Source organism: Pseudomonas sp. PDM16, assembly GCF_014851865.1.
Classification (GTDB): domain Bacteria; phylum Pseudomonadota; class Gammaproteobacteria; order Pseudomonadales; family Pseudomonadaceae; genus Aquipseudomonas.
The window spans coordinates 186,994-213,216 of the sequence record NZ_JACVAM010000006.1; the positions used below are offsets into that span (position 1 = coordinate 186,994).

The following is a 26,223-nucleotide window of genomic DNA, read 5'->3' on the forward strand; positions in this document are numbered from 1 at the left end:
AAACACCATGAGCGAAGACCGATCGAGCAACGAGCAGAAGTCCTGGTTCAACAAATTGACCCAGGCTTTTGCTCATGAGCCGAGAAACCGCCAGGAACTGCTGGAAGTCCTGCGCGAAGCGCACCAGAACAAGCTGCTCGACAGCGAAGCCCTGACCATCGTCGAGGGTGCCATCCAGGTCGCCGACCTGCAGGTACGCGACATCATGGTGCCGCGCTCACAGATGGTCAGCATCAAGGCCAGCCAGAGCCCCGCCGAGTTCCTCCCCGCCATCGTGGACTCCGCGCACTCGCGCTACCCGGTGATTGGCGAGAGCCTCGATGAGGTGATAGGCATCCTCCTCGCCAAGGATCTGCTGCCGCTGATCATCAATAGCGACAAACCGTTCAACATCCAGGACCTGCTGCGCCCAGCCACCTTCGTACCAGAGTCCAAGCGCCTCAACGTGCTGCTGCGCGAATTCCGCGCCAACCACAACCACATGGCCGTGGTCATCGACGAGTACGGCGGCGTCGCCGGCCTGGTGACCATCGAAGACGTGCTGGAGCAGATCGTCGGCGACATCGAGGACGAGCATGACGTCGAGGAAGACAGCTACATCAAGCCGCTGCCGTCCGGCGACTTCCTGATCAAGGCACTGACGCCGATCGACAACTTCAACCAGACCTTCGACACCGAATTCCCCGACAGCGAATTCGACACCGTCGGCGGCCTGGTGATGAACGCCTTCGGCCACCTGCCCAAGCGGAACGAAGTGACCGAGATCGGCGAGTACCGCTTCCGCGTACTCAACGCCGACAGCCGCCGGGTGCATCTGCTGCGCCTGACTCCGCTAGAACGCTGATGAACCACCTGCCCCTCTCCCCACGGGAGAGGGGCCAGGGACGAGGGCCCTTCAGGCAACTCCACGCTATAGACTCGAAGGGAAACAGGCTGTCATGCCCCAGACTAAAGTCCGGGCTACGTTCTGGCCAACACCTCTCCTCAGGGGCGAGATGCCCGCCCAGCCCTCCCAAACCGCTCGACTTCCAGCCTCCCCGCCCTTCCAGTACCCTTGCCCGCCAGAATTCCCGATCAAGGACGCATGATGCGCTGGATCACCCAACCCGGCTGGCCGGGCAACCTGCTGGCTCTCGCCGGCGGCGCCTGCACCACCCTGGCCCTGGCCCCCTTCGATATCTGGCCACTGGCCCTACTGGCCATCGCCATCTTTTACCTCGGCCTGCGCGAGCTGAATCCACGGCAGGCCCTGCTGCGCGGCTGGCTCTACGGCCTCGGCCTGTTCCTTTCCGGCACCAGCTGGATCTACGTCAGCATCCACGACTACGGCGCGGCCTCGCCGGCCCTGGCCGGCTTCCTCACCTTCGGCTTCTGTGCCGGCATCGCCCTGTTCTTCGCCTTGCCTGCCTGGCTATGGGCGCGCTGGCTGCGCCGCCACGATGCGCCGATCAGCGATGCTCTAGCCTTCGCCTCTCTGTGGCTAGCCCAGGAAGCCTTCCGCGGCTGGCTCCTCACTGGTTTCCCCTGGCTCTTCTCCGGCTATAGCCAGTTGCGCGGCCCGCTGGCCGGCCTGGCGCCGATCGGTGGCATGTGGCTGCTGTCCCTGACCCTGGCCCTGAGCGCGGCGCTGCTGGTCAACCTGCCGCGCCTGCGCGCCAGCAAGGCGCAACTGGCAGCTGGCCTGGCCTTGCTACTGGCACCCTGGATCATCGGCCTGGCGATCAAGGACCATACCTGGACCGCGAACAAGGGCGCGCCGCTCAAGGTCGCCGCCGTACAGGGTAATGTCGAACAGAACATGAAGTGGGACCCGGCCCAGCTCGATGCCCAGCTGGCGCTGTACCGCGACATGACTCTGGCCAGTCGGCCCGCCGACCTGATCGTCTGGCCGGAGACTGCCGTACCGGTGCTCAAGGAATTCGCCGAGGGTTACCTGAAGGTAATGGGCCGGGTCGCCGTCGACCGCGATGCTGCGCTGATCACCGGGGTGCCGGTGCGCCAGACCAACGAGCGCGGCGAGAAGCGCTACTACAACGCGATCACCGTGACTGGCTGGGGCGAAGGCACCTACCTCAAGCAGAAGCTGGTGCCGTTCGGCGAATACGTGCCGTTGCAGGAAGTGCTGCGCGGGCTGATCGCCTTCTTCGACCTGCCCATGTCCGACTTCGCCCGCGGCCCTTCCGACCAGGGCCCGCTGCAGGCCAAAGGCCTGAAGATCGCACCATTCATCTGCTACGAGGTGGTCTATCCGGAGTTCGCCGCCGACCTGGCAGCACAGAGTGACCTACTGCTGACGGTGAGCAACGATACCTGGTTCGGCACATCGATCGGACCGTTACAGCACCTGCAGATGGCGCAGATGCGCGCCCTGGAGGCCGGCCGCTGGATGATCCGCGCCACCAACAACGGCGTCACCGCGCTGATCGACCCGCAAGGGCGCATCACCGACCAGATTCCACAGTTCGAGCAAGCCATCCTCTACGGCGAAGTACAACCCATGCAGGGCCTGACCCCCTATCTGCAGTGGCGCGCCTGGCCGCTGGTCGCTCTGTGCAGCGGGCTGCTGGGCTGGGCTCTGTGGAGCCGCCGTCGCCAGAGTCGGAGCTGACGACGCAATTGCGCGACCACCTGGGTCGCGCATCGACTCCGCTCGTACAGCTCAGCAGAATGCCCCTTACTCCCCACGATAGATCAGCGGGTAAACCAACAGGCCTGCAGCTTCGTTGAGCAGCCGTGTGTTCTGCCACAGCGCCTTGCCCTCCGGCAGCCAGCCGCCCAACGGACGTTCGTTGGGCACGCCAAGGAAACCCAACGGCGCCGCCACCACCTCCAAGCCAGCACGTTCGAAGCACCAGCGCGAGCGCGGCATGTGCGCCGCCTGAGTCACCAGCACCACGCGACTCACGCCCTGCGCCTTGAGCAGCTCCGCACTGAACTGGGCGTTCTCCCAGGTGGTACGGCTGCGCTCCTCCTGCCAACGGGTCGGCACGGCGAAATCGCGCCGCAGCACTTCGGCCATCATCGCCGCCTCGCTGGGCGGCTGACCGTAGTGCAGGCCACCGCTGATCAGCACCGGTAGACCGGAGGCCCGATGCAATCGCGCCGCGTAGCGCAGGCGTTCGATGGCGGCACCGCTCGGCTGGTCACTGCCCCAGGCCGGATCGGCCTCCTCGCGCCCCGAACCCAGCACGACGATCACCTCAGCCCGCTGCGCCAGCCCGGGCCACTGCCCCTCGGCCAGCGCCGGCTCGCGTTCGAGCAGGCGCGCCGACCACTCCATCACCACCGGCAGGCTGAGCAGCCACAGCCCGCCCAGGCCAGAAGTCAGGCACAGCGCCGCCAGGCGCGGCCGCCCCGCCCAGGCCCACAGCAGCCAGGCCAGGAGGATAAGCAGCATAAGGCCGCCAGGGGGAAGGATCAGTTGTTTGAGGATAAAGCGCAGTTCCATGGGCACCTCCAGTGCCCGCGGAGACTATCGCGGCTGGCCCGCGCGGAACAGCTTGGAGCCACATGAGCCGCAGGGTTGCACACCCTCGCCACGCTGAATCTGCGCCACGGCACCACAAAGGGCGCAGCACAGTTGCTGGCGCTTCTTGAGCACCGCCTTGCCACGCGACACGGGCTTGTTAACCACGCGTGACGGCAGCTTGCCGGCGGGCTTGCTCGCGGTGGCCGGTAGCTGCTCGATCACTGCCAGCTCTTCGGCAGCGGCATGCCAGCCACGTAGCCAGTGGAGATCACGATCCAGATAGGCGCGAATCAGCTCGATTTCGGCAGGCGTCAGGCCGCGCAATTCCAGCTCATCGGGAGGCAGATCGTGCAGGCGGGTCGCGGTATCCGCCTCCTGCAGGGCTAAAGCCAGGCGCTGCAGCAAACGCTCGTAGAGCCCGCCCCCCACCTCCGCACGCCGCGACTCAGCCATTCATCACCTCGACCGGGGTGCTGCTTGAGCGCCCTCAATGCCAAGCTTAGCGCCGGGCGCAGCCAAGGCCGGCCGCAGCGACAAACGGCGGCGCGGCCGGAAGTCGAGGCACAATCAGGGTTTCCCTGAATCGAGGGGGGTCATGTATGCTACGGCGTTTCTCGCAAGCCCTATTTTCCAGCGCCGAAGCCCATGCACGAACAGTATTCGCCCCGTGAAATCGAAGCCGCCGCCCAATCCCACTGGGACGAGCAGAAATCCTTTGTCGTAAGTGAACAGCCGGGCAAGGACACCTTCTATTGCCTGTCCATGTTCCCCTACCCGAGCGGCAAGCTACACATGGGGCACGTGCGCAACTACACCATCGGTGACGTGATCGCCCGCTACCAGCGTATGCAGGGCAAGAACGTGCTGCAGCCGATGGGCTGGGACGCCTTCGGCATGCCGGCCGAGAACGCGGCAATGAAGAACAACGTCGCCCCGGCCAAGTGGACCTACGAGAACATCGCCTACATGAAGTCCCAGCTGCAGAGCCTGGGCCTGGCCGTCGACTGGACTCGCGAAGTCACCACCTGCAAGCCGGACTACTACCGCTGGGAACAGTGGCTGTTCACCCAGCTGTTCACCAAGGGCGTGATCTATCGCAAGAACGGCACGGTCAACTGGGACCCGGTGGACCAGACCGTACTGGCCAACGAGCAGGTCATCGACGGCCGCGGCTGGCGCTCCGGCGCACTGGTCGAGAAGCGCGAAATCCCGATGTACTACTTCCGCATCACTGCCTATGCGGAAGAGCTGCTGTCCAGCCTGGACGAACTGCCGGGCTGGCCCGAGCAGGTCAAGACCATGCAGCGCAACTGGATCGGCAAGAGCTTCGGTGCCGACATCGCCTTCGACTATGACATCGCCAGCATCGGCATCGAAGGCCAGCTGAAGGTCTACTCGACCCGTCCCGACACCCTGATGGGCGCCACCTACGTGGCCGTGGCCGCCGAGCACCCGCTGGCCCAGCGCGCCGCCGAGAACAACGCCGAACTGGCCGCCTTCATCGCCGAGTGCAAGGCCGGCTCCGTGGCCGAGGCCGACATGGCCACCATGGAGAAGAAAGGCGTGGCCACCGGCCAGTTCGTCCTCCATCCGCTGACCGGCGACAAGCTGCCGGTGTTCGTCGCCAACTACGTGCTGTGGGGCTACGGCGAAGGCGCCGTGATGGCCGTGCCGGCCCATGACGAGCGTGACTTCGAATTCGCCAACAAGTACGGCCTGCCGATCAAGCAGGTCTACGCCGGCGAGGGCAAGGAATACGACGCCGCCACCTGGCAAGCCTGGTACGGCGACAAGGACGGCCTGCTCACCATCAATTCCGGCAAATACGACGGCAAGGGCTTCACCGAGTCCTTTGACGCCATCGTCGCCGACCTGGAAGCCAGCGCCCACGGCGCGCGCAAGACCCAGTTCCGCCTGCGCGACTGGGGCATCAGCCGCCAGCGCTACTGGGGCTGCCCGATCCCGATCATCCACTGCCCGACCTGCGGCGACGTGCCGGTGCCGGAAGACCAGCTGCCGGTCGTGCTGCCGGAAGACGTGGTGCCGGACGGCGCCGGTTCGCCGCTGGCCAAGATGCCCGAGTTCTACGCCTGCAGCTGCCCGAAATGCGGTACCGCGGCCAAACGCGAAACCGACACCATGGACACCTTCGTCGAGTCGTCCTGGTACTTCGCCCGTTACGCCAGCCCGAACTACGAAGGCGGCATGGTCGATCCGCAGGCCGCCAACCACTGGCTGCCGGTGGACCAGTACATCGGCGGTATCGAACACGCCATCCTGCACCTGCTGTACGCGCGCTTCTTCCACAAGCTGATGCGCGACGAAGGCCTGGTGTCCTCGAACGAGCCGTTCAAGAACCTGCTGACCCAGGGCATGGTGGTCGCCGAGACCTACTACCGCACCCTGGATAACGGCGGCAAGGACTGGTTCAACCCGGCCGACGTGGAAGTCGAGCGCGACGCCAAGGCCAAGGTCATCGGCGCCAAGCTGAAATCCGACGGCCTGCCGGTGGAAATCGGCGGCACCGAGAAGATGTCCAAGTCGAAGAACAACGGCGTGGACCCGCAGGCCATGATCGACGCCTACGGCGCCGACACCTGCCGCCTATTCATGATGTTCGCCTCGCCGCCCGACATGAGCTGCGAATGGTCCGACGCCGGCATCGAAGGAGCCAACCGCTTCCTGCGCCGCGTCTGGCGCCTGGCCCACGGCCATGTCAGCGCCGGCCTGCCGGGCGCGCTGGATATCGCCTCACTGTCTGACGAGCAGAAGGCCGTGCGCCGCGCCATCCACCTGGCCATCAAGCAGGCCAGCAATGACGTGGGTCAGAACCACAAGTTCAACACCGCCATCGCCCAGGTGATGACCCTGATGAACGTGCTGGAGAAAGCGCCGAGCACCGACGCCCAGAACCGCGCCCTGCTGCAGGAAGGTCTGGAAGCCGTGGCCCTGCTGCTGGCGCCGATCACTCCGCACATCTGCCACGAGCTGTGGCAGCAACTGGGCAAGGCCGGCGCCATCATCGATGCGCAGTGGCCGCAGGTCGACGAATCGGCACTGGTGCAGGACAGCCTGACCCTGGTCATCCAGGTCAACGGCAAGCTGCGCGGCCAGATCGAAGTACCAGCCTCCGCCTCCCGCGAGGAAGTCGAAGCCGCCGCCCGCGCCAACGAGAACGTGCTGCGCTTCACCGAGGGCGTGACCATCCGCAAGGTCATCGTCGTGCCGGGCAAGCTGGTCAACATCGTCGCCAACTGAACCGCTGCCAACTGATTCAGCCGGCGCTCAGGCGCCGGGTCTCTCAAGGGGAAAAAACAATGATGAAACGGAACATGCTGGTCATCGGCCTCGCCGTCCTGCTCAGCGCCTGTGGTTTCCAGCTGCGCGGCACCGGCAGCGCCGATTTCGCCCTCAAGGAAGTCGACCTGCAGGCGCGTAACGCCTATGGCGAGACCGTCAAGCAGCTGAAGCAACTGCTGGAAAGCAGCGGTGTGAAAGTACACAACGGTGCGCCCTATCGCCTGTACCTGGCCAACGAGCAGGAAACCCAGCGCACCGCCAGCTTCACCAGCAACGCTCGCAGCGCCGAGTACCAGCTGACGACCCGCGTCGATTACGAGATCCGCGGCGAGAAGAACCTGCTGCTGCTCAAGGACTGGCTGGCTGTGCAGAGCGTCTATGTACACGACGAGAACAACCTGATCGGCTCCAGCCAGGAATCCGACCAGCTACGCCAGGAAATGCGCCGCGAACTGATTCAGCAAATGTCACTGCGCCTCCAGCAACTGACTCCCGCCCAGCTGGAACAGCTGCAGCAGGAAGCCGAGGCTCGAGCCGCCGCAGAAGCTGAAGCGGCTGCTGCCGCACGCCGCGCCGAGCAGGAATCTGCGCCGCTGCAGTCGCCGATCCAGCTGCCAATCAAGCAGTAAAGCGAGAGGGCCGGGCAACCGGCCCTTTTCACAAGCGACCAAACCACATCCCGATGAAACTCAACAGCACCCAACTCGGCAAGCATCTGCAAGGCGGCCTGGCCCCGATCTATGTGGTCAGCGGTGACGAGCCCCTGCTGTGCCAGGAGGCAGAGGACGCCATCCGTGCCGCCACCCGCCAGCAGGGCTTCAGCGAACGCACGGTGTTCCACGCCGAGACCAGTTTCGATTGGGGCCTGCTCTATGAGGCGGGCGCCAGCCTCTCGCTATTCGCCGAGAAGCGTCTGATCGAGCTGCGCATCGCCAATGGCAAGCCTGGCGACAAGGGCACCGCCGCCATCCTCGAGTACCTGGAGCGGCCGCCGGAAGACACCGTCCTGCTAATCAGCCTGCCCAAGCTCGACGGCAGCACACAGAAGACCAAGTGGGCGAAGGCCCTGATCGAGGGGCCGAACAGCCAGTTCATACAGATATGGCCAATCGAGGTCGGGCAGTTGCCCAGCTGGATTCGTCAACGCCTGTCCCAGGCCGGTCTGGCCGCCAGCCAGGAAGCGGTGGAGCTGATCGCCGCCCGGGTGGAAGGCAACTTGCTGGCTGCAGCGCAAGAGATCGAGAAGCTCAAACTGCTCGCCGAAGGTAACCAGATCGACGCCAGCACCGTGCAGGCGGCGGTGGCCGACAGCGCCCGCTACGACGTATTCGGCCTGATCGATGCCGTACTGGGCGGCGAGGCTTCGCACGCCCTGCGCATGATCGAGGGCCTGCGCGGTGAGGGAGTTGAACCGCTGTTCATTGTCGTCATGCTGGCCCGCGAACTACGCCAGCTGGCCGGCATTGCCCTGCAGTTCAGCCAGGGCATTCCGCTGGAGAAAGCCTTCGCCAGCGCCCGCCCACCGATCTGGGACAAGCGCCGTCCACTGATCGGCAGAGCGGTGCAACGCCATACCGCAGCGCGCTGGAACCAACTGCTGATCGACGCCCAGCGCATCGATGCGCAGGTCAAGGGCCAGGCAGCAGGCGATCCCTGGAGCAGTCTGGCGCGCCTAGCCCTGCTGATGGCCGGCCAACGCCTGCCGATGAGCGAATAGCCGCTACTGGACATTTTTCGTACAGCGGCGCATAGTCCGCGCCGCCCGCACTGCCGCGGGCCAGGTGAGGACCAGACAGATGAGCAAGAAAGCCCCTAAGCGGCCGAACAAGGCCAAATCCATAGTCGCCCAACCCCTGTTCCGCAGCCGCCAGGAACAGCCGAAGAAGGGCAAAGGCAGTTACCGCCGCGAAGCCTCCCACTGGGAGGCTTCTTGCTTTCTGGCCCCGGCAAAACCCGCCGCCTGACTCTCCCCCGCATCACACCGGCATCCCACAAGGGTTTTGAAAGCTGCCGGGCATGATAAGGTCGCGGTCTGTTTGGCAAGACCGAGACACCGCACGATGTTCCACCTCTCCGCCAACGGTCGCCTGAGTTGCCTGCTCGCCGGCGCCGCCCTGCTCCTAGGCGCCTGCGCCGAAACCCCGAACCCCGCTCCTGAACTGATATCCAGCAAGCCTGGTGTTCAACCACAGCTCGTCGAGCCAAGCACCAGCCAAGCTCGGGTCGCCCCACCACCGGCGCCAGCACTGAATTTCGAGGACTGGCGAGACCGCTTCCGCACCAAGGCCCTGAGCTCTGGCATAAAGCCGCCGGTATTCGACCAGGCCTTCGCAGGCGTTGCACCGGACCTGAGCGTGGTCAAGGCCGATGGCGCCCAGCCCGAATTTACCCGGCCGGTGTGGGAATATCTGGACGGCGCCATCTCGCCGCTCCGAGTGCGCAGGGGCCAGGCGTTGCTCGAGCAGCATGCCAGCACCCTGGACACCATCGAGCAGCGCTACGGTGTCGACCGCGAGACGCTGGTCTCCATCTGGGGCATGGAGAGCAGCTTCGGCCAGTTCATGGGAGAACAATCGGTCATTCGCTCGCTGGCCACCCTGGCCTATGAGGGCCGCCGCCCCCAGTTCGCCGAAGACCAGCTACTGGCAGCCCTGCAGATACTGCAAAGCGGCGACATCAGCGCCACCGGCCTGCGCGGGTCCTGGGCCGGCGCCATGGGCCAGACCCAGTTTATTCCCACCACCTACCTGACCCACGCGGTGGACTTCGACGGCGACGGCCGCCGTGACATCTGGAACTCCAGCGCCGATGCCCTCGCCTCGGCCGCCCATTACCTGCAGGCTTCCGGCTGGCAGAAGGGCCGTGCCTGGGGCATCCAGGTGGCGCTACCCAGTGGTTTCGATTACGCGCTGGCCGACAGCGAGATCCGTAAGACCTACGCCCAATGGTACGAGCTCGGGGTGAAGGGCACGCCGACCAATGTCGCCCCGAACGATGCCGGCTACCTGCTGCTGCCGGCCGGCCATCGCGGCCCGGCCTTCCTGGTGTTCCGCAACTTCGGCGCCATCCTCAAGTACAACAACTCCTCATCCTATGCGCTGGCCGTGGGCCTGCTCGGCCAGCGCCTGAATGGCGGCGGGCCGCTGCTGGCCAACTGGCCGAAGGATGAACGGCCGCTGGGCCGCAGCGAGCGCATCGAGTTGCAGGAGGGGCTTACTGCCAAAGGCTACGAGCCAGGTGCGGCAGACGGCATCATCGGTGCCAACACCCGCCGCGCCGTGCGCGCCTTCCAGCAGAGCCTGGGGCTGCCGGCCGACGGCTATCCGACGCCGGCACTGCTGCAACAACTGCGCTGAGCAAAGGACTGCTGCGCGTCGGCCGGGGTTGCTGGAGAGAGGCCGACTCTAGCTCGCGAGCCTTTGCGAAGCTCTGGAATCGATCTACTGCATCGCCCACAGATGCGCCGCCACCAGCGCGCGCCAGGGGGCGAAGGGTAGCAGCCAGTCACGCACGAAACTCTGGCTAAGCTTCTCCTCCACTCCAAGCAGACGCTGTAGCTGGCGCCGCACTGCGGCGTCGCCATGCAGCGAGCCATCCAGTCGAGCGAAACCGCGCAGCAATGCGTAGTCCACCGTCCAGGGGCCGATGCCCTTCAACGCCAGCAGGCGCTCGCCGATGGCCTCCGCCGGCTCGCTCTCCAGCCACTGATCAAGCGGCAGACGCCCCGCCACCACCTCGCGGCTGAGCAACAGCAGTGTCTGCGTTTTGGCACGCGAGAAGCCGGACTGTCCCAGTGAGCCCTCGTCAAGGACCGCGACTGCCGCTGCATCCGGGTAACACAACATCCCGCTGGAATGACGCAGCCCAGCCAGCTGTATCAGCTTGCGCCGCAGGGAGATGGCTACCGGCAGACTGATCTGCTGGCCACTGATGGCCCAGCTCAGCGCTTCGAACGGTGAAGATGACTGCGGTACCCGCAGGCCCCGATTGGCGGCGATCAATCTGGCTAGCAGAGGATGCCCGGCATGGGCGGCCTCGAAAGCCTGCACCGACTGGGTCAGACCCAGCATGCGCTCGGCCAGCACGCGCAACGGGGTTGGGTCGATGTCCGCTTTACCGTCCACTGCAAGCGCCACCCGTGCAAGGCCCGGCGCGAAGCTAACGCTCAACAGCGCTGGATTTCCCATCCAGAGAATGCCCTTGTCCAGTCTATCGTTCACCACTCGCTCGGCCACGGCCTGCTGGTCCCGGCGATGGAAGGCCAACAGATCGGCAGGTCTGTAGTCAGCGGGCAGAGGCAATTCGAGTTCGGTAGGCGGCATCAGGCTCTCGTTAGGGCAATCGAGCTAGGTAATTGCGCGGAGACTACACTGGCGGGACTGTTGTTTTCTCGTTTGCGGTCGATCAATACAGACAACCACTTCATGCGATCGCGGATCGCAGGTCCTCGCCCCAAAGGTGCTTGCCGATGTTCAACAACAAACTGAAGGAAGAACTGGCCCTGCTGCGTCAGGAGCTGGCCAGCATGCGTCAGATCAGGGACTCCATCTACAGTGAGATGCTAGTACTGGAACTCGAGCCGGATGGGCGAGTCCGCCACGCCAACAGCAACTTCCTCGGCGAGATGCTCTATCAGCGCGACGCCCTGATTGGCCGCACGCTGGAGTCGATGCTTCCCGAGTCGTTCCGCAAGGAGGCCAATTACAGCAAGCTGCAACAGGGTATGCGCAACCGCGAGCACTTCAGCGGCGCCTTCCGCATGCTCCGCGGCAACGGCGACGAAGCCTGGCTGCGCTGTATCTGGCAGCCGGTGCTGAATGAGCGAGGCGAGCTGGAGTTCTTCGCCCTCTGCGCCAACGACCTGACCCGCACCATCGCCTCGTCCCGCGAGCACGAGGGGCTGATCGACGCACTGCTGCGCTCCACCGCGGTGATCGAGTTCAATCTCAACGGAGAGGTGCTCACCGCCAACGAGCGCTTCCTCGGCGGAATGGGGTATCGCCTTGATCAGATCGTCGGTAAGCACCACCGCGTGTTCTGCGAGCCCGAGGAGTACAACTCGCCGTCCTACAAGGAGTTCTGGGCTCGCCTCAACCGAGGTGAGTTCGTAGCCGGTCGCTTCAAGCGAGTGGACAGCTACGGACGGCCAGTGTGGCTGGAAGCCTCCTACAACCCGATCCTCGACCCACATGGCAAGCTGTACAAGGTGGTCAAGTTCGCCACCGTGATCACCGACCAGATCAATCAGGAACAGGCCGTGGCCGAAGCGGCGAACATCGCCTACAGCATCTCCCAGCAAACCGATGGCACCGCCGACAAGGGCGCCACCGTGGTACGGCAGACCGTGGAGGTGATGCAACGCATCGCCAACCAGGTGCAGGAGGCCAGCGATGGTATCGAGGCACTGGGCAAGCAGTCCCAGCTGATCAGCACCATCATGCAGACCATTCGCGGCATCGCCGATCAGACCAATCTGCTGGCGCTCAACGCGGCTATCGAGGCGGCACGCGCCGGCGAGCAGGGCCGCGGCTTCGCCGTGGTAGCCGATGAAGTGCGTCAGTTGGCCGGACGTACCAGTCAGGCAACCGAGGAGATCGTCGACGTGGTGCAGAAGAACCAGACCCTGGCCCAGGCGGCGGTTGCCAGTATGTCCAGCAGTCGGCAGAACGCCGAACAGGGGTTGGGCCTGGCTAACGAGGCCGGTGCAGTGATCGTCGAGATTCAGGAAGGCGCCAAGCAGGTGGTCAAGGCGGTGGAACAGTTCGCCAGCCAATTGAAGACCTGACGCAACAGACAGCGAGGCAGGCACGGCGGGCGAGAAAGACACGGGTGTGGCTTGGCGTACTCCCGCCGCAGTGTCTTTGTGACGCCAGGGCGCGTCCGACAAGGGTCGGCAGCCTCGGAAAGCGCATCCGTGGTAGACTGCGTGCCGGCCAAAAGCCCCGCTACCAAAGCCTCCTACCGGAGCCGAGATCTCGATGTCCGACACCGCCCCGTCCAAGCCCGTATCCAGCGGCGAAAAATTCCGCACCCCCCAAGGAATTACCGCGATCAAGGATGGCCAGAAGCGCCGCGCTTCGGCAGAACCCCAGGTCGTCGAGCCCAAGCCGAGCTGGTTGCGGGTCAAGGCACCGAGCGGCAGCCGCTTCGATGCGGTCAAGCGCAATGTCGGCGAGCATCGCCTCAGCACCGTCTGCCAGGAATCCCACTGCCCGAACATGGGCGAATGCTGGTCCAACGGCACCGCCACCATCATGCTGATGGGCTCGGTCTGCACCCGTGCCTGCCGCTTCTGCGCGGTCGACACCGGCAACCCGAATGGCTGGCTGGATCTGGAAGAGCCGCAGAACACCGCCAAGTCGGTGGAGCTGATGGCACTGCGTTACATCGTACTGACCTCGGTGGACCGAGATGATCTTGCCGACGGCGGCGCCGCCCACTACGCGGCCTGCGTACAGGCGATCAAAGCCAACACGCCGCAGGTGGTGGTGGAAGCCCTGACGCCCGACTTCGACGGCGACCACGAGGCTATCGCACGCGTGGTGGACTCCGGCCTGGAGGTCTTCGCGCAGAACGTCGAGACGGTCAAGCGCCTGACCTACGAGGTACGCGACCCCCGCGCCGGTTACGAGAAGACCCTGAAGGTGCTGGCGTACGCCAAGCAGCACCGCCCCTCCGTCATCACCAAGACCAGCCTGATGCTGGGACTGGGTGAGACCGACGAGGAAATCCTGGAAACCATGGATGACCTGCGCGCCATCGGCGTGGACATCCTCACTCTCGGCCAGTACCTGCAACCCACGCGCAACCACCTTAAGGTGCAGCGCTGGGTCAGCCCCGAGGAATTCAACCGTTTCCGTGACATCGGCCTGGAGAAGGGCTTCATGGAAGTCGCCGCCGGCCCGCTGGTGCGCTCCAGCTACCGCGCCGACCGCGTGTTCGAGAAGAACAACCTGGGCCTGGCTGCACCCGTTCCGGTACCGGGCCAGCAGCAGGACAACAGCCTGATTCCGGCGCTCAACCTGAACTGACCCTCAAGCTAGAAACAGAAAAGGCCCTGAGGTGTCCGCCCCTGGGCCTTTTGCTTGGTGTCTATCTCAACCTCAGAGGTAGCCCAGACGCTCGCGCAGGGCGCACTCCAGACGCTGCGCGACCTCACCGAGAGAGGGCGGCGTTTCCAGCAGATCCTTGAGCTGAACCATCTTCAGGCCGGCGTAGCCGCAAGGGTTGATGCGCTGGAATGGCGACATGTCCATGTCGACATTCAGCGCCAGGCCGTGGAACGAGCAGCCATTGCGCACCCGCAGGCCCAACGAGGCGATCTTGTCGCCGGCGACGTAGACGCCCGGGGCGTCAGCCTTGGGCGCCGCAGCGATGCCATAACCGGCCAGCACGTCGACCAGCGCATTCTCCATGGCGGTGACCAGCTCGCGCACGCCCAGCTTCTGGCGCCGCAGATTGAGCATCAGATAGGCCACCAACTGGCCGGGGCCGTGGTAGGTGACCTGGCCACCGCGCTCGACCTGGACCACCGGGATATCACCCGGTGCCAGCAGATGCTCCGGCTTGCCGGCCTGACCCTGGGTGAACACCCGGGGATGCTGCAGCAGCCAGATCTCGTCGGCAGTCTGCTCATCACGCTCGGCGGTGAAGCTGCGCATGGCTTCCAGGGTCGGCAGGTATTCCACCAGCCCCAGGTGACGCACGACGAGTTCTGCCACTAGAGCACCATGTGCACGCGGCCGGTGGCCTTGAGGTCGACGTGGATCGCCTGCAGCTGCTCCACACCGGTGGCGGTGATCAGCACCTGCACGGAGAGGAAGCGACCGTTGCGGCTGTCGCGCACCACCAGAGTGTCGACATCGAAGCCAGGAGCATGGCGCTGGATGATCTCGACCACCAGATCGGAGAAGCCTTCGCCGGCCTCACCGATCACCTTGATCGGATAACGCTCGCAGGGGAATTCGATTTTCGGGGCTTGTACTTCGGTATCTGTCATCGCGGTCGCTCCGGGTCGCTCACCCGTGAAATGCGAACGCCCCGATTCCGGGGCGTCCTTGTGAGTCTTCAGTTCAGCTCCCTATCTGGGGCTCGAACGGCGGTGTTTCAAGACCGCCAGATGACTCTTAGTTGAACAGTCCGTAGAAGAACAGACGGATGCTATCCCACAGGCGACGGAAGAAACCACCCTCCTCCGCCGGCTCCAGGGCGATCAGATCGGCGCTGTGTACCACCTCGTCACCCAGCTTGACCTCGACCTTGCCAATCACATCACCGACCTTGAGCGGGGCGACCAGCTGCGGCTCCAGCACCATGCTGGCCTTGAGCTGTTTCACCTGACCTTTCGGCAGGGTCAGGCTCAGATCCTGGGCCAGGCCGGCCTTGACCTGACGAGTGGTGCCCTTCCAGACCTGAGCCTGGGCCAGCTCCTGGCCAGCCTTGTAGAAGGTCTGGGTTTCGAAGAAGCGGAAACCGTAGGTCAGCAGCTTCTGGGTCTCGGCGGCACGGGTCTTCTCGCTGTCGGTACCAAATACCGAGGTGATCATGCGCGCGCCGTCACGTACGGCAGAGGCCACCAGGCAGAAGCCGGCTTCGGCGGTGTGGCCGGTCTTCAGGCCGTCGACGGTGCTGTCGCGCCACAGCAGCAGGTTGCGGTTGCCCTGTTTGATGTTGTTCCAGTGGAACTCCTTCTGCGAATAGATCGCATAGTGAGCCTGGTCTTCGTTGATGATGGCGCGAGCCAGGATGGCCATGTCGTGGGCGCTGGAGTAGTGCTCCGGGTGCGGCAGGCCGGTGGCGTTCATGAAGTGCGAATTCTTCATGCCGAGCTTCTCGGCAGTCTCGTTCATCATGTCGGCGAAGGCATCTTCGCTGCCGGCGATGTACTCGGCGATGGCGATGCTGGCGTCGTTGCCGGACTGGATGATGATGCCGTGCAGCAGGTCATCGACCTTCACCTGGCTGTTCAGCGGCAGGAACATGGTGGAACCGCCGGAGGCGGCACCGCCGGTACGCCAGGCGTGCTCGCTGACGGTGACCAGGTCCTGCTCGCCGATCTTGCCCTTACGGATTTCCAGGGTGGCGATATAGGCGGTCATCAGCTTGGTCAGGCTGGCCGGCGGCAGGCGCTGGTCGCCGTTGTTCTCCACCAGCACCTTGCCGCTGGCACCGTCCATCAGCACGTAGGATTTGGCAGCCAGTTGCGGCGGCGAAGGGATCGCCGAGTCGGCAGATGCGACGATCGGCGCGCTCAGCAGAGTGGCAAGCAGGGCAAGGCGTTTGGCAAAGCGGGAGATGTTCATCCGTCTCTCTGAATAGCTATTCAACAATGGCGCAGGCGGACTCGGATCCGCCTGCATTCACCGCCGCCCGTAGACAGCGAACGAAAGTGGCTAGTCCGGCTTGACCAGCGCGGGATCGCCGAGGTTGGCCAGGCGCACGCTGTCCTGCAGCTGCAGGGCCTCAGCCTGGGTTTCGACCGGCCCCAGGCGAACCCGGTGCAAGATCTGCTGGTTGCGCACCACCGAGCTGATAAACACCTTGGCAGGCACCGTTTGGCTCAACTTGGCCTTGAGGAGTTCCGCAGCGTCCGGATTGGCGAAGGCGGCCACTTGGAGATACAGGCCAGAGGCTGCGGGCGAAGCGTTTTTTTTTACGTCGATCTGGACCGGCAGCACGGCGGCTGCATGCTGGGCAGGAGGTGGTGTGTACTGCTCGATGGGCTGGCTGGGCGCCACCGCCACCGGGGCGGCGACAGACTGACTACCCTGCCCGGCCATCTTCGGCTGTGCCAATACCATCGGCACGGGGCGCCCCTGGGCAGCCCACCATTCGTGCGGGTCGATACCCTCGACCTTGACCCGCGCGGTGCCGCTCTCGGCATAGCCGAGTTTCTTCGCCGCAGCGAAGGACAGGTCGATAATACGATCAGAATAGAACGGGCCGCGGTCATTGACCCGCAGGATCACGGCCTTGCCGTTGTCCAGGTTGGTCACCCGCACGTAGCTCGGCAGCGGCAGGGTCTTGTGCGCGGCAGTCATGCCGTACAGATCGTAGGCCTCGCCGTTGGCGGTGGCCTGGCCGTGGAACTTGGTGCCGTACCAAGAGGCAGTGCCAGTGGCCAGGTAACGGCGGCTGTCATTGATCGGATAGTAGGTCTTGCCCATCACCGTGTAGGGATTGGCCTTGAAGTTGCCGTAGTGCGGCATCGGCACAGCATCGGGGATACGAGATACATCCACATCCCACCAAGGCGCGCCGTCGCGGTGCGGGCGACTGTAGTCCATCGGCCCGGAGATCGGCTGCGAGCCCGGCTCGACCGGCTGCGGCGCCCGGCTGCTGGAGCAACTGGCCAGCGCCAGGCCAATGGCAGTCGCGGTCAGAGTGCGCAGGACAAGCTTCACGGACGACCCCGCTTGGCGACCAGTTCGCCGGACAATTGGTGGACAGCCATGGCGTACATGGCACTGCGATTGTAGCGGGTGATCACGTAGAAGTTGGGCAAGCCCATCCAGTACTCCTGCCCCTCAGCACCGTCAAAGCGGAAGGCAGTGACCGGGATATCGTCACGCAGCACGTCGGCGCTGGTCCAGCCCAGCGCCCGCAATTCACCGACCTTCTTCACCGGATCGAGCCCCTGGGTCAGACCGCTGTCCGCCTGCTCCCCCTTGACCTGGGCACGACTCACCACCGGCTCGCCGGTCACCCAGCCGTGACGCTTGAAGTAGCTGGCTACGCTGCCGATGGCATCGACCGGGTTGGTCCAGATATCGATGTGACCGTCACCGTCGAAGTCCACGGCATAGGCGCGGAAGCTGCTCGGCATGAACTGCGGCAGCCCCATCGCTCCGGCGTAGGAGCCCTTGAGGGTGAGCGGGTCAACCTGCTGCTCTCGGGTCAGGATGAGGAATTCACGCAGCTGTTGGCAGAAGAATTCGGCACGCGGCGGGTAATCGAAGCACAGGGTTGACAGGGCATCGAGCACGCGCCAGCTGCCGGTATTACCACCGTAGAAGGTCTCTACACCGATGATCGAGACGATCACCTGGGCCGGTACACCGTATTCCTTCTCGGCACGGGCCAGGGCGTCGGCGTGCTTGTTCCAGAAATCCACGCCCTTGCTGATGCGCGCTTCGGTAATGAAGATCGGCCGGTAGTCCTTCCATGGCTTGACCTTCTCGGCCGGGCGGGAAATCGCATCGAGAATCGCCTGCTTGCGCTCCACCTGATCGAACAGCCCGGTCAGCTGCTCGGCGGCGAAACCGTAATCGCGAGTCATCTCGCCGACGAATTCGGCGACCTGGGGTGAGCCCTGGTATTCCCCGGCGGCCTGAACCTGAGCGGCCAAACCGAACACCGCCATGACGGGGACGCCCCAATTACGCATTGCTTGATTCAAATTCTGCACTCTTGTCATGCCTGGGCGATCCACTTGCGGTGCGTCTGGATCGCCATCAAAACCCCAAACCCAGACAGCAGCGTCACCAAGTGGGTTCCGCCGTAACTAATGAAGGGTAGGGGCACCCCCACCACCGGCAACAGGCCACTGACCATGCCGATGTTAACGAATACGTAGACGAAGAAGGTCATGGTCAGACTACCCGCCAGCAACTTGCCGAACAGGGTCTGTGCCTGCGCCGTGATCACCAGGCCACGCGCGATCAGCAACAGGTAGACGAACAGCAGGATACACACCCCGACCATGCCGAACTCTTCGCTCAGCACGGCAATGATAAAGTCCGTATGGCTTTCCGGCAAAAAATCCAGGTGTGACTGAGTACCCAGAAGCCAACCCTTGCCGAAGACTCCGCCGGAACCGATGGCCGCCTTGGACTGGATGATGTTCCAACCGGTGCCCAAAGGATCGCTCTCCGGATCGAGGAAGGTCAGCACCCGCTGCTTTTGGTACTCGCGCAACACAAAGAACCACATACCCACAGCAATCGGTGCCACTGCCGCCGCGGCACCGATGATCCAACGCCATTGCAAGCCAGCCATGAACAGCACGAAGGCCCCAGAGGCGAGAATCAGCAGGCCGGTGCCCAGATCGGGTTGTTTCAAGATGAGTACGAAGGGCACCAGGATCAGCACCAGACTGATGGCAATGTGCTTGAGCTTGGGCGGCAGATTATGCCGGGCCAGATACCAGGCGATGGTCGCCGGCATGATGATCTTCATGAACTCCGACGGCTGGAAGCGGATCACGCCCGGAATGTTGATCCAACGGGTGGCGCCCATGGCCGTGTGGCCCATGACCTCGACCACGGTCAGCAGGCCGACGCCGGCCAGGTAGGCCAGAGGCACCCAGCGCGCCATGAAGCGCGGTTCGAACTGGGCGATGACGATGGCGGCAACCAGGCCGATACCGAACGAAGATCCCTGCTTGATCACCAGATCCCAGTTCTTGCCGCTGGCCGAATAGAGAACGAACATGCTACCGGCGCACAGCACCAGCAGGATCAGCAACAACCAACCGTCTATATGCAGGCGCTGCAACAAGCTGGCGCGGCGTTTGAACACGTCCTCGTCGGAGATGTTGCGGTCGAAATCCTGGCGTTTCATCGCTGCACGCTGACCTCTTGCGTCGCCGGTGCCGGCGGACGGTACTCCGGCTTGAGCTGGCCGTCTTCGCCCAGCAGCCAGGCATCCATTACCTGCTTGGCCACCGGCGCGGCCACGCTGGAGCCACCCTCGCCGTTCTCGATCATCACCGATACCGCGATCTTCGGCGCCTCGGCCGGGGCAAAGGCGACGAACAGGGCGTGATCGCGATGGCGCTCGGCAACCTTGCTGCGGTCGTACTTCTCACCCTGCTTGATCGCCACCACCTGGGCCGTACCGCTCTTGCCGGCGATACGGTACACCGAGGTGGCGCCAACCTTGGCCGCGGTACCGCGCGGGCCGTGCATGACCATTTCCATGCCAATCCGCCCGTAGTCCCAGAATTTCGGATCACGCACGGTAATGTCCGGCGGCGTGGCCACGTGGGGAATCAGATCCTGCTCCATCAGTTCCTGCGGGCTGAGATCCTCGGCGCGCTTGAGCAAGTGCGGACGAATCCACTTGCCACGCGTGGCCATCAGGGTCACAGCCTGAGCCAGTTGCAGCGGCGTGGTCTGCATGTAGCCCTGGCCGATGCCGAGAATCAGCGTTTCCCCCGGATACCAGGCCTGGCGGTAACGGGAACGCTTCCACTCGCGCGAGGGCATCAGGCCCGAGGCCTCCTCGAACATGTCCAGAGACACCCGCTGCCCCAGGCCGAAGCGACTCATGTACTCGTGCATGCGGTCCACGCCCATCTTGTGGGCAAGGTCGTAAAAGTAAGTGTCGTTGGAGCGCATGATCGCGTACTCCATGTTCACCGAGCCGTCGCCCGAGCGGTTCCAGTTACGGTACTTGTGGCTATGACCGGGCAGTTGGTAGTAGCCGGGATCGAACACCCTAGTCTGTGGAGTGATCACACCAGCATCCAGGCCGGCCACCGCTACCATCGGTTTGATGGTCGAACCTGGCGGGTAGAGGCCTCGCAGCACACGGTTGTACAGCGGCCTGTCGATGGAGTCGCGCAGATCGGCATAGGCCTGGAAGCCGATACCGGTGACGAACGGGTTGGGGTCGAAGCTCGGCTGGCTGACCATGGCCAGCACGTCGCCACTGGACGGTTCGATCGCTACCACCGCACCACGCCGCCCGCCCAAGGCTTCTTCTGCGGCCTCCTGCAGACGCACGTCGAGGGTGAGGGTCAGATCCATGCCTGGCGCCGGATCGGTACGTTTGAGCACGCGCAACACACGACCACGGGCGTTGGTCTCGACTTCCTCGTAGCCCACCTGGCCGTGCAGCAGGTCCTCGTAGAAGCGCTCGATGCCGGTCTTGCCGATGTGGTGGGTGCCGGCGTAGTCGGTCGGATCGAGTTCCTTGAGCTCCTTCTCGTTGATCCGCCCAACGTAGCCGACCGAGTGGGCGAAGTGCCCCTTCTGCGGGTAATGCCGCACCAACTGGGCACTCACATCCACACCCGGCAGGCGGAACTGGTTAACCGAGATGCGGGCGATCTGCTCTTCGGAGAGTTCGAACAGCACCGGCACCGGCTCGAACGGTCGACGCCCCTGGCGCATGCGTTTCTCGAACAGCGCGCGGTCGTCCGGCGTCAGCTCCAGCACCTCGACAACCACGTCCAGTACCTGCTGCCAGTCTCCAGCACGCTCGCGGGTGACGGTCAGACTGAAGCTGGGTCGATTGTCCGCGATGATCACCCCGTTGCGGTCGAAGATCAGGCCGCGGGTAGGCGGGATCGGCTGCACATGAATGCGGTTGTTCTCCGCCAGCGTGGTGTGATGGTCGTACTGGATCACCTGCAGGTAATACATCCGCGCGATCAGCACGCAGGTCAGCAGCAGCACCGCGACACCACCCACGATGACCCGACGACGCACCAGGCGGGCGTCCTTCTCGTGGTCCTTCAGGCGGATCGGCTGCGGCATGACGACTACTTATTTGTGGTACGGGTGGCCGGACAGCACGGTCCAGGCCCGGTAGATCTGCTCGCCGACCAGAATGCGCACCAGCGGGTGCGGCAGAGTCAGCGGTGACAGCGACCAGCGCTGCTCGCTGCGCGCGCGCACTTCCGGCGCCAGCCCCTCGGGCCCGCCGACCATCAGGTTGACGTTACGCGCATCCAGACGCCAGCGCTCCAGCTCGGCGGCCAGCTGCTCGGTGCTCCACGGCTTGCCTGTGACCTCCAGGGTCACGATGCGTTCACCGGGCTGCACCTTGCTCAGCATCGCCTCGCCCTCCTGACGGATCAGGCGGGTGACGTCGGCGTTCTTGCCGCGAGTGGTCAGCGGAATCTCCACCAGCTCCAGCGGCAGCTCGGACGGCAGGCGCTTGACGTACTCCTGCCAGCCCTCTTCCACCCAGCGCGGCATGCGCGAGCCAACGGCGATCAGCTTGATACGCACGAGGCAGGCTTACTCAGCCGGATCCTGGTGCTGCGCGCGGCTCTGCTCGGCGCCCTGCCAGAGGCGCTCCAGGTCATAGAACTGGCGGGTGGCAACCTGCATCACGTGGACGACCACGTCGCCCAGGTCGAGCAGGGCCCACTCGCCGCCGTCCAGGCCTTCGTTGCCGATCGGGCGCACGCCCTGTTCCTTGACCTTGTCCAGCACCTCGTTGGCCATCGACTTGACGTGACGGCTGGAGGTACCGCTGGCGATCACCATGAAATCGGTGACGCTGGTCTTGCCGCGTACATCGATGGTGGTGATGTCCTGACCTTTCAGGTCTTCCAGGGCCGCGACGGCGACCTTGACCAGTTCTTCGTTTTGCATCGTTACCTCATGAATCGGTTTTCGCACGATACAGATCGTGCGCATGGATATAGGCCAGCACGGCGTCAGGCACCAGGAAACGCACCGAGCGCTGCTGTGCCAACAACTGGCGAACCAGGGTGGCAGACACCGCCAGGGGCGTCTGCCAGATGAAACTGATCTGCCCTCCCGGCCCCGAGAGGTCGAGCGGGTCAGTCACACTGCGCCCGGCCAGCAGGTCGCGCAGCGCCTCGGGCGGCTCGCTGTCGGCATCCGGCCGCTGCAGCACAAGGATATGGCAATGCACCAGCAGTTCCTGCCAGCGATGCCAGGTCGGTAACCCGCAGAAGGCATCCCAGCCCAGCAGGAGGAACAACTGGTCGTCCGCCGCCAGCTCACCTCGCACCGACTCCAGGGTGTCGTAGGTGAACGACGGCTTGTCACGTTTCAGCTCACGGTCATCGACCGTCAGCAGGGCCTCGCCGGCTACCGCCAGCTCGACCATGGCCAGGCGCTGCTCGGCCGTGGCCTGCGGTGCCTCACGGTGCGGTGGGCGGGCGCTGGGGATCAGCCGTAGCTCGTCCAACGCCATGAATTCGGCCACTTCCAGCGCACCACGCAGATGACCGATGTGCACCGGGTTGAAGGTGCCACCGAGCAGGCCGATACGGCGGGCCATCAGGTGCGGATGTGCCCGTCGCCGAACACAACGTACTTCTCGCTGGTCAGGCCCTCCAGGCCGACCGGGCCGCGCGCGTGCAGCTTGTCGGTGGAGATGCCGATCTCCGCGCCCAGGCCGTACTCGAAGCCGTCGGCGAAACGGGTCGAGGCGTTGACCATCACCGAGGAGGAATCCACCTCGGTGAGGAAGCGCCGCGCATCACTGAAGTTCTCGGTGATGATCGCGTCGGTGTGTTGCGAGCCGTACTGGTTGATGTGCTCAATGGCCGCCCCCAGCGAATCGACGATGCGAATGGCCAGGATCGGCGCGTTGTACTCGGCGTACCAGTCGTCCTCGCTCGCTTCCAGCACGTCACTACCGAGCAGCGCGCGGGTGGCGGCGTCGCCGCGCAGCTCCACGCCCTTGTCGCGGTAGATGGCAGCCAGCGGCGGCAGCACCTTGGCGGCCACGGTGCTGTGCACCAGCAGGGTTTCCATGGCGTTGCACGGCGAGTAGCGCTGGGTCTTGGCGTTGTCGGCGACGCGAATCGCCTTGTCGATATCGGCGGCGATGTCGATGTAGACGTGGCACACACCGTCCAGGTGCTTGATCACCGGCACCTTGGCGTCGCGACTGATGCGCTCGATCAGGCCCTTTCCACCACGCGGCACGATGACGTCGACGAACTCCGGCATGGTGATCAGTGCGCCGACGGCGGCGCGGTCGGTGGTTTCCACCACCTGCACGGCGCTGGCCGGCAGACCGGCTTCGGCCAGGCCGAGCTGGATGCAGCGGGCAATAGCCTGGTTGGAATGAATGGCCTCGGAGCCGCCGCGCAGGATGGTGGCGTTGCCGGACTTCAGGCACAGGCTGGCGGCGTCGATGGTCACGTTCGGACGCGACTCGTAGATGATGCCGATCACGCCCAGCGGCACACGCATCTTGCCGACTTGAATGCCCGACGGCAGGTAGCGCATGCCCTGGATCTCGCCGATCGGGTCCGGCAGGGTGGCGACCTGGCGCAGGCCTTCGATCATGCTGTCGATGACGTTCGGGGTCAGTGCCAGGCGGTCGACCATGGCCGGTTCCAGACCACTGGCGCGCGCAGCGGCCAGGTCCAGCTCGTTGGCGGCGGTCAGCTCGACACGGGCGGCGTCGAGGGCATTGGCGGCGGCCTGCAGCGCATGGTTCTTCTGCGCGGTGCTGGCTCGGGCGAGCACCCGCGAGGCATCGCGCGCGGCGCGGCCCAGGCGGGTCATGTAGTCGAGCACTGACTCGGTCATGGTCGGCGAAAGTCTGACAGTTGGAAAAAGTGGCTGATTATAGCGACCGCGCCCCGTCCCGCCCAGCACTGCCGGGCGGATGGTGCAAGCCATGCAACATCGCGGAACAAGATTCGCCGCCAGCGCGACCCGGCATTGTTAAGATCGCGCCGTTTTCCCCAGCCGGAGCGCCGATGACCAGCCCCCGCCAGCCCCTGCCCGACAGCTTCTTCGACCGCGACGCCCAGCTCGTCGCCCGTGCGCTGCTGGGCAAGATCATCCGCCACAACCACCAGGGCCACTGGCTGGCGGCGCGGATCATCGAGACCGAGGCCTACTACCTGGCCGAGAAGGGCAGCCACGCCTCGCTCGGCTATACCGAGAAACGCCGCGCGCTGTTCCTCGACGGCGGGCACATCTACATGTACTACGCCCGTGGCGGCGACTCGCTGAACTTCAGCGCCCAAGGCCCCGGCAATGCAGTGCTGATCAAGTCGGCCCTGCCCTGGCTGGACGAACACTGCGCCGACGACGCCCTGCAGCGCATGCAGGCCAACAACCCCTCGGCCACCGGCGACCAGCGCCACCCGGAACGCCTGTGCGCCGGCCAGACCCTGCTGTGCAAGGCCCTCGGCCTCAAGGTGCCGGACTGGGACGCGCAGCGCTTCGACCCACAGCGACTGTTCGTCGATGACGTCGGCCAGCACCCTGTAAAGGTCATCCAGACCACCCGCCTGGGCATTCCTCAAGGCCGTGACGAGCATCTGCTCTACCGCTTCGTCGACGCCACTTACGCCCGCCACTGCACACGCAACCCATTGCGCCGTGGGCAGGTCGAAGGTCGCGACTACATTCTGCTGCCCCCCAAGGAGTTGTAAGCATGAGCGAATGGTTCGCGACGCTGTCGCATTGGCTGGAAGCCAACCCGGAATGGCTCGGCCTGGCCATATTCCTGGCTGCCTGCCTGGAGTGCCTGGCAGTGGCCGGCATCCTGATCCCCGGCACGGTACTACTGTTCACCCTCGGGGTACTGGCCGGCAGCGGCGCATTGGGGTTGAGCGAAACCCTGCTGCTTGCCTATGCCGGCGGCCTGCTCGGCGACGCGATTTCCTACGGACTGGGCCGACGCTTTCATCAGGGCATCCGCGGCCTGCCGGTGCTGCGCGATCACCCCGAATGGTTAGGCGGCGCCGAGCACTATTTCAAACGCTATGGCGTGGTCAGCTTGCTGGTCGGCCGCTATATCGGCCCGCTACGGCCCATGCTGCCGCTAGTGGCCGGCATGCTCGACATGCCCTTCATCCGCTTCGTGCTGGTCAGCATGCTGGCCGCCGCCGGCTGGGCCGTGGCCTACATGCTGCCGGGCTGGGCCACTGGCGCGGCGCTGCGCCTGCCACTGCCGGATGGTTTCTGGACTGCCGCAGGCATCATCGCGGCCAGCGTCGGCCTGATGCTGGTGGTGCTGATTTTCAGCAGCCTGCGAGAGCAGCGTTGGACTGTGCCCGTGGCCGCCGTATCCTGCGCCACCCTGCTGCTGGCCCTGCTGATTGGCATCCCTCATCTCGACGCACTGGACCAGGGGCTGATTGCCCTGGTTCAAGAACATCGCAGCACCAACGTCGACAGCCTGGCCATGCTGATCACCGGTCTCGGTGATTTCCGCACCCAGGTAGCAGCTGGCGTATTGGTGACCCTACTCCTATTGTTCTGTCGCCGTATTCACGCAGCGATATTCGTGGCCAGCTGCACCCTGTTCACCGCCCTGGCCACCACTGGACTCAAGCAGCTGTTCGCACGCGCCAGACCGGATGTACTGCAACAACCACTAGAGACATTCAGCCTTCCGAGTGGCCACAGCTCCGCAGCCTTCGCCTTCTTTCTCTCGCTGGGCATTCTGGCGGGCCGAGGCGCATCCGCGCGCACCCGCCTCACCTGGCTGCTGCTGGCCGGGCTGCCCGCTTTGAGCATTGCAGCATCTCGGGTCTACCTCGGGGTGCACTGGCCGACAGACATCCTGGCCGGGTCTTTGCTCGCCGGTAGTGTCTGCGCGGCCAGCCTGGCCTGGCTGCAACGCCGCGAGCCAATGCGCCCGCTTGGCGCGCGGGTATGGTGGCTGGTTCTGCCGGCCACGCTGGCACTGCTCGGCGGAGTGAGCGCTTGGTCTCTGCCAGAGGCAATCCAGCTGTATCGCTACTGAGTGTTTACGCAGGGAATGAGTGCCTG

24 protein-coding genes and 2 pseudogenes are annotated in these 26,223 nt (G+C 64.6%); 12 read left to right on the forward strand and 14 right to left on the reverse strand.

Annotation, left to right across the window (positions count from 1 at the left end; genetic code table 11):
• Positions 1-7: 7 nt before the first annotated feature.
• Complete coding sequence (locus tag IB234_RS20310; RefSeq protein ID WP_192321379.1) at positions 8-844, forward strand: HlyC/CorC family transporter; 837 nt, start codon at positions 8-10, stop codon at positions 842-844.
• Positions 845-1,087: 243 nt separating this feature from the next.
• On the forward strand, positions 1,088-2,608 hold the full coding sequence (lnt, locus tag IB234_RS20315; RefSeq protein ID WP_192321381.1) for an apolipoprotein N-acyltransferase: 1,521 nt from the start codon (positions 1,088-1,090) through the stop codon (positions 2,606-2,608).
• Positions 2,609-2,674: 66 nt separating this feature from the next.
• On the opposite strand, the gene IB234_RS20320 is transcribed toward lnt, so the two are convergent.
• Both IB234_RS20320 and IB234_RS20325 read right to left on the reverse strand, forming a co-directional pair.
• Positions 2,675-3,448, reverse strand: coding sequence for a YdcF family protein (locus tag IB234_RS20320; protein WP_192321383.1), 774 nt, complete (start codon positions 3,446-3,448; stop codon positions 2,675-2,677).
• Positions 3,449-3,472: 24 nt separating this feature from the next.
• Positions 3,473-3,922 carry a hypothetical protein gene (locus tag IB234_RS20325; protein ID WP_192321386.1) on the reverse strand — a complete coding sequence of 150 codons (450 nt, stop codon included), beginning with the start codon at positions 3,920-3,922 and terminating at the stop codon, positions 3,473-3,475.
• A 192-nt stretch (positions 3,923-4,114) separates the two neighbouring features.
• On the opposite strand from IB234_RS20325, the gene leuS reads away from it, so the two are divergent.
• The 5 genes from leuS (at position 4,115) to IB234_RS20350 (ending at position 10,125) form a co-directional block, all read left to right on the forward strand.
• On the forward strand, positions 4,115-6,727 hold the full coding sequence (leuS, locus tag IB234_RS20330; protein ID WP_192321388.1) for a leucine--tRNA ligase: 2,613 nt from the start codon (positions 4,115-4,117) through the stop codon (positions 6,725-6,727).
• 59 nt (positions 6,728-6,786) lie between these two features.
• Positions 6,787-7,398: an LPS assembly lipoprotein LptE gene (gene lptE / locus IB234_RS20335; RefSeq protein ID WP_192321390.1), complete on the forward strand. Its 612-nt coding sequence runs from the start codon at positions 6,787-6,789 to the stop codon at positions 7,396-7,398.
• A gap of 53 nt (positions 7,399-7,451) precedes the next feature.
• On the forward strand, positions 7,452-8,486 hold the full coding sequence (gene holA, locus IB234_RS20340; RefSeq protein ID WP_192321392.1) for a DNA polymerase III subunit delta: 1,035 nt from the start codon (positions 7,452-7,454) through the stop codon (positions 8,484-8,486).
• 79 nt (positions 8,487-8,565) lie between these two features.
• On the forward strand, positions 8,566-8,733 hold the full coding sequence (arfA, locus tag IB234_RS20345; protein ID WP_192321394.1) for an alternative ribosome rescue factor ArfA: 168 nt from the start codon (positions 8,566-8,568) through the stop codon (positions 8,731-8,733).
• Between the two features lie 96 nt (positions 8,734-8,829).
• The gene (locus IB234_RS20350) at positions 8,830-10,125 is read left to right on the forward strand and encodes a lytic murein transglycosylase (protein WP_192321397.1); all 1,296 of its coding nucleotides are present in this window, start codon (positions 8,830-8,832) and stop codon (positions 10,123-10,125) included.
• Positions 10,126-10,209: 84 nt separating this feature from the next.
• On the opposite strand, the gene IB234_RS20355 is transcribed toward IB234_RS20350, so the two are convergent.
• Positions 10,210-11,091 (reverse strand): DNA-3-methyladenine glycosylase family protein, encoded by an 882-nt coding sequence (locus IB234_RS20355; protein WP_192321399.1) that lies wholly within the window; start codon positions 11,089-11,091, stop codon positions 10,210-10,212.
• A 236-nt stretch (positions 11,092-11,327) separates the two neighbouring features.
• Between IB234_RS20355 and IB234_RS24475 the strand changes: the two are divergent.
• The 3 genes and pseudogenes from IB234_RS24475 to lipA all read left to right on the forward strand — a co-directional run.
• Positions 11,328-12,014: pseudogene (locus IB234_RS24475) on the forward strand (PAS domain-containing protein); the annotation flags it as partial.
• A 102-nt stretch (positions 12,015-12,116) separates the two neighbouring features.
• Positions 12,117-12,554 (forward strand): annotated as a pseudogene (locus IB234_RS24480) (methyl-accepting chemotaxis protein); the annotation flags it as partial.
• Between the two features lie 193 nt (positions 12,555-12,747).
• Positions 12,748-13,800, forward strand: coding sequence for a lipoyl synthase (gene lipA, locus IB234_RS20365; RefSeq protein WP_192321404.1), 1,053 nt, complete (start codon positions 12,748-12,750; stop codon positions 13,798-13,800).
• Between the two features lie 72 nt (positions 13,801-13,872).
• Here lipA and lipB read toward each other — a convergent pair whose 3' ends face one another.
• The 11 genes from lipB to IB234_RS20420 form a co-directional block, all read right to left on the reverse strand.
• Positions 13,873-14,490, reverse strand: coding sequence for a lipoyl(octanoyl) transferase LipB (lipB, locus tag IB234_RS20370; RefSeq protein ID WP_192321406.1), 618 nt, complete (start codon positions 14,488-14,490; stop codon positions 13,873-13,875).
• Positions 14,490-14,768: a DUF493 domain-containing protein gene (locus IB234_RS20375; protein WP_043308376.1), complete on the reverse strand. Its 279-nt coding sequence runs from the start codon at positions 14,766-14,768 to the stop codon at positions 14,490-14,492. The genes lipB and IB234_RS20375 overlap by 1 nt, the downstream gene beginning before the upstream one ends.
• A gap of 127 nt (positions 14,769-14,895) precedes the next feature.
• Complete coding sequence (locus IB234_RS20380) at positions 14,896-16,071, reverse strand: D-alanyl-D-alanine carboxypeptidase family protein (protein WP_192321408.1); 1,176 nt, start codon at positions 16,069-16,071, stop codon at positions 14,896-14,898.
• Between the two features lie 90 nt (positions 16,072-16,161).
• On the reverse strand, positions 16,162-17,172 hold the full coding sequence (locus IB234_RS20385) for a septal ring lytic transglycosylase RlpA family protein (protein WP_412547934.1): 1,011 nt from the start codon (positions 17,170-17,172) through the stop codon (positions 16,162-16,164).
• Positions 17,169-18,185: a lytic murein transglycosylase B gene (gene mltB, locus IB234_RS20390; protein ID WP_412547935.1), complete on the reverse strand. Its 1,017-nt coding sequence runs from the start codon at positions 18,183-18,185 to the stop codon at positions 17,169-17,171. The genes IB234_RS20385 and mltB overlap by 4 nt, the downstream gene beginning before the upstream one ends.
• The gene (rodA, locus tag IB234_RS20395) at positions 18,182-19,330 is read right to left on the reverse strand and encodes a rod shape-determining protein RodA (protein WP_192321412.1); all 1,149 of its coding nucleotides are present in this window, start codon (positions 19,328-19,330) and stop codon (positions 18,182-18,184) included. Before rodA ends, mltB begins: the two co-directional genes overlap by 4 nt.
• Positions 19,327-21,252: a penicillin-binding protein 2 gene (gene mrdA / locus IB234_RS20400; RefSeq protein WP_192321414.1), complete on the reverse strand. Its 1,926-nt coding sequence runs from the start codon at positions 21,250-21,252 to the stop codon at positions 19,327-19,329. The genes rodA and mrdA overlap by 4 nt, the downstream gene beginning before the upstream one ends.
• Before the next feature lie 9 nt (positions 21,253-21,261).
• Complete coding sequence (gene rlmH, locus IB234_RS20405; protein ID WP_192321417.1) at positions 21,262-21,729, reverse strand: 23S rRNA (pseudouridine(1915)-N(3))-methyltransferase RlmH; 468 nt, start codon at positions 21,727-21,729, stop codon at positions 21,262-21,264.
• 9 nt (positions 21,730-21,738) lie between these two features.
• Entirely contained in the window at positions 21,739-22,098 is a 360-nt protein-coding gene (rsfS, locus tag IB234_RS20410; RefSeq protein ID WP_192321419.1) for a ribosome silencing factor, read from the reverse strand.
• A 7-nt stretch (positions 22,099-22,105) separates the two neighbouring features.
• On the reverse strand, positions 22,106-22,756 hold the full coding sequence (nadD, locus tag IB234_RS20415; RefSeq protein WP_192321421.1) for a nicotinate-nucleotide adenylyltransferase: 651 nt from the start codon (positions 22,754-22,756) through the stop codon (positions 22,106-22,108).
• A complete protein-coding gene (locus IB234_RS20420; protein ID WP_192321424.1) occupies positions 22,756-24,021 on the reverse strand; it encodes a glutamate-5-semialdehyde dehydrogenase in 1,266 nt (421 codons plus the stop codon). The genes nadD and IB234_RS20420 overlap by 1 nt, the downstream gene beginning before the upstream one ends.
• Positions 24,022-24,194: 173 nt before the next feature.
• On the opposite strand from IB234_RS20420, the gene IB234_RS20425 reads away from it, so the two are divergent.
• Together IB234_RS20425 and IB234_RS20430 are read left to right on the forward strand one after the other, a co-directional pair.
• Entirely contained in the window at positions 24,195-24,878 is a 684-nt protein-coding gene (locus tag IB234_RS20425) for a DNA-3-methyladenine glycosylase (protein ID WP_192321426.1), read from the forward strand.
• Between the two features lie 2 nt (positions 24,879-24,880).
• Positions 24,881-26,197, forward strand: a complete 1,317-nt coding sequence (locus tag IB234_RS20430; RefSeq protein WP_192321428.1) for a bifunctional DedA family/phosphatase PAP2 family protein — start codon at positions 24,881-24,883, stop codon at positions 26,195-26,197.
• Positions 26,198-26,223 lie beyond the last annotated feature (26 nt).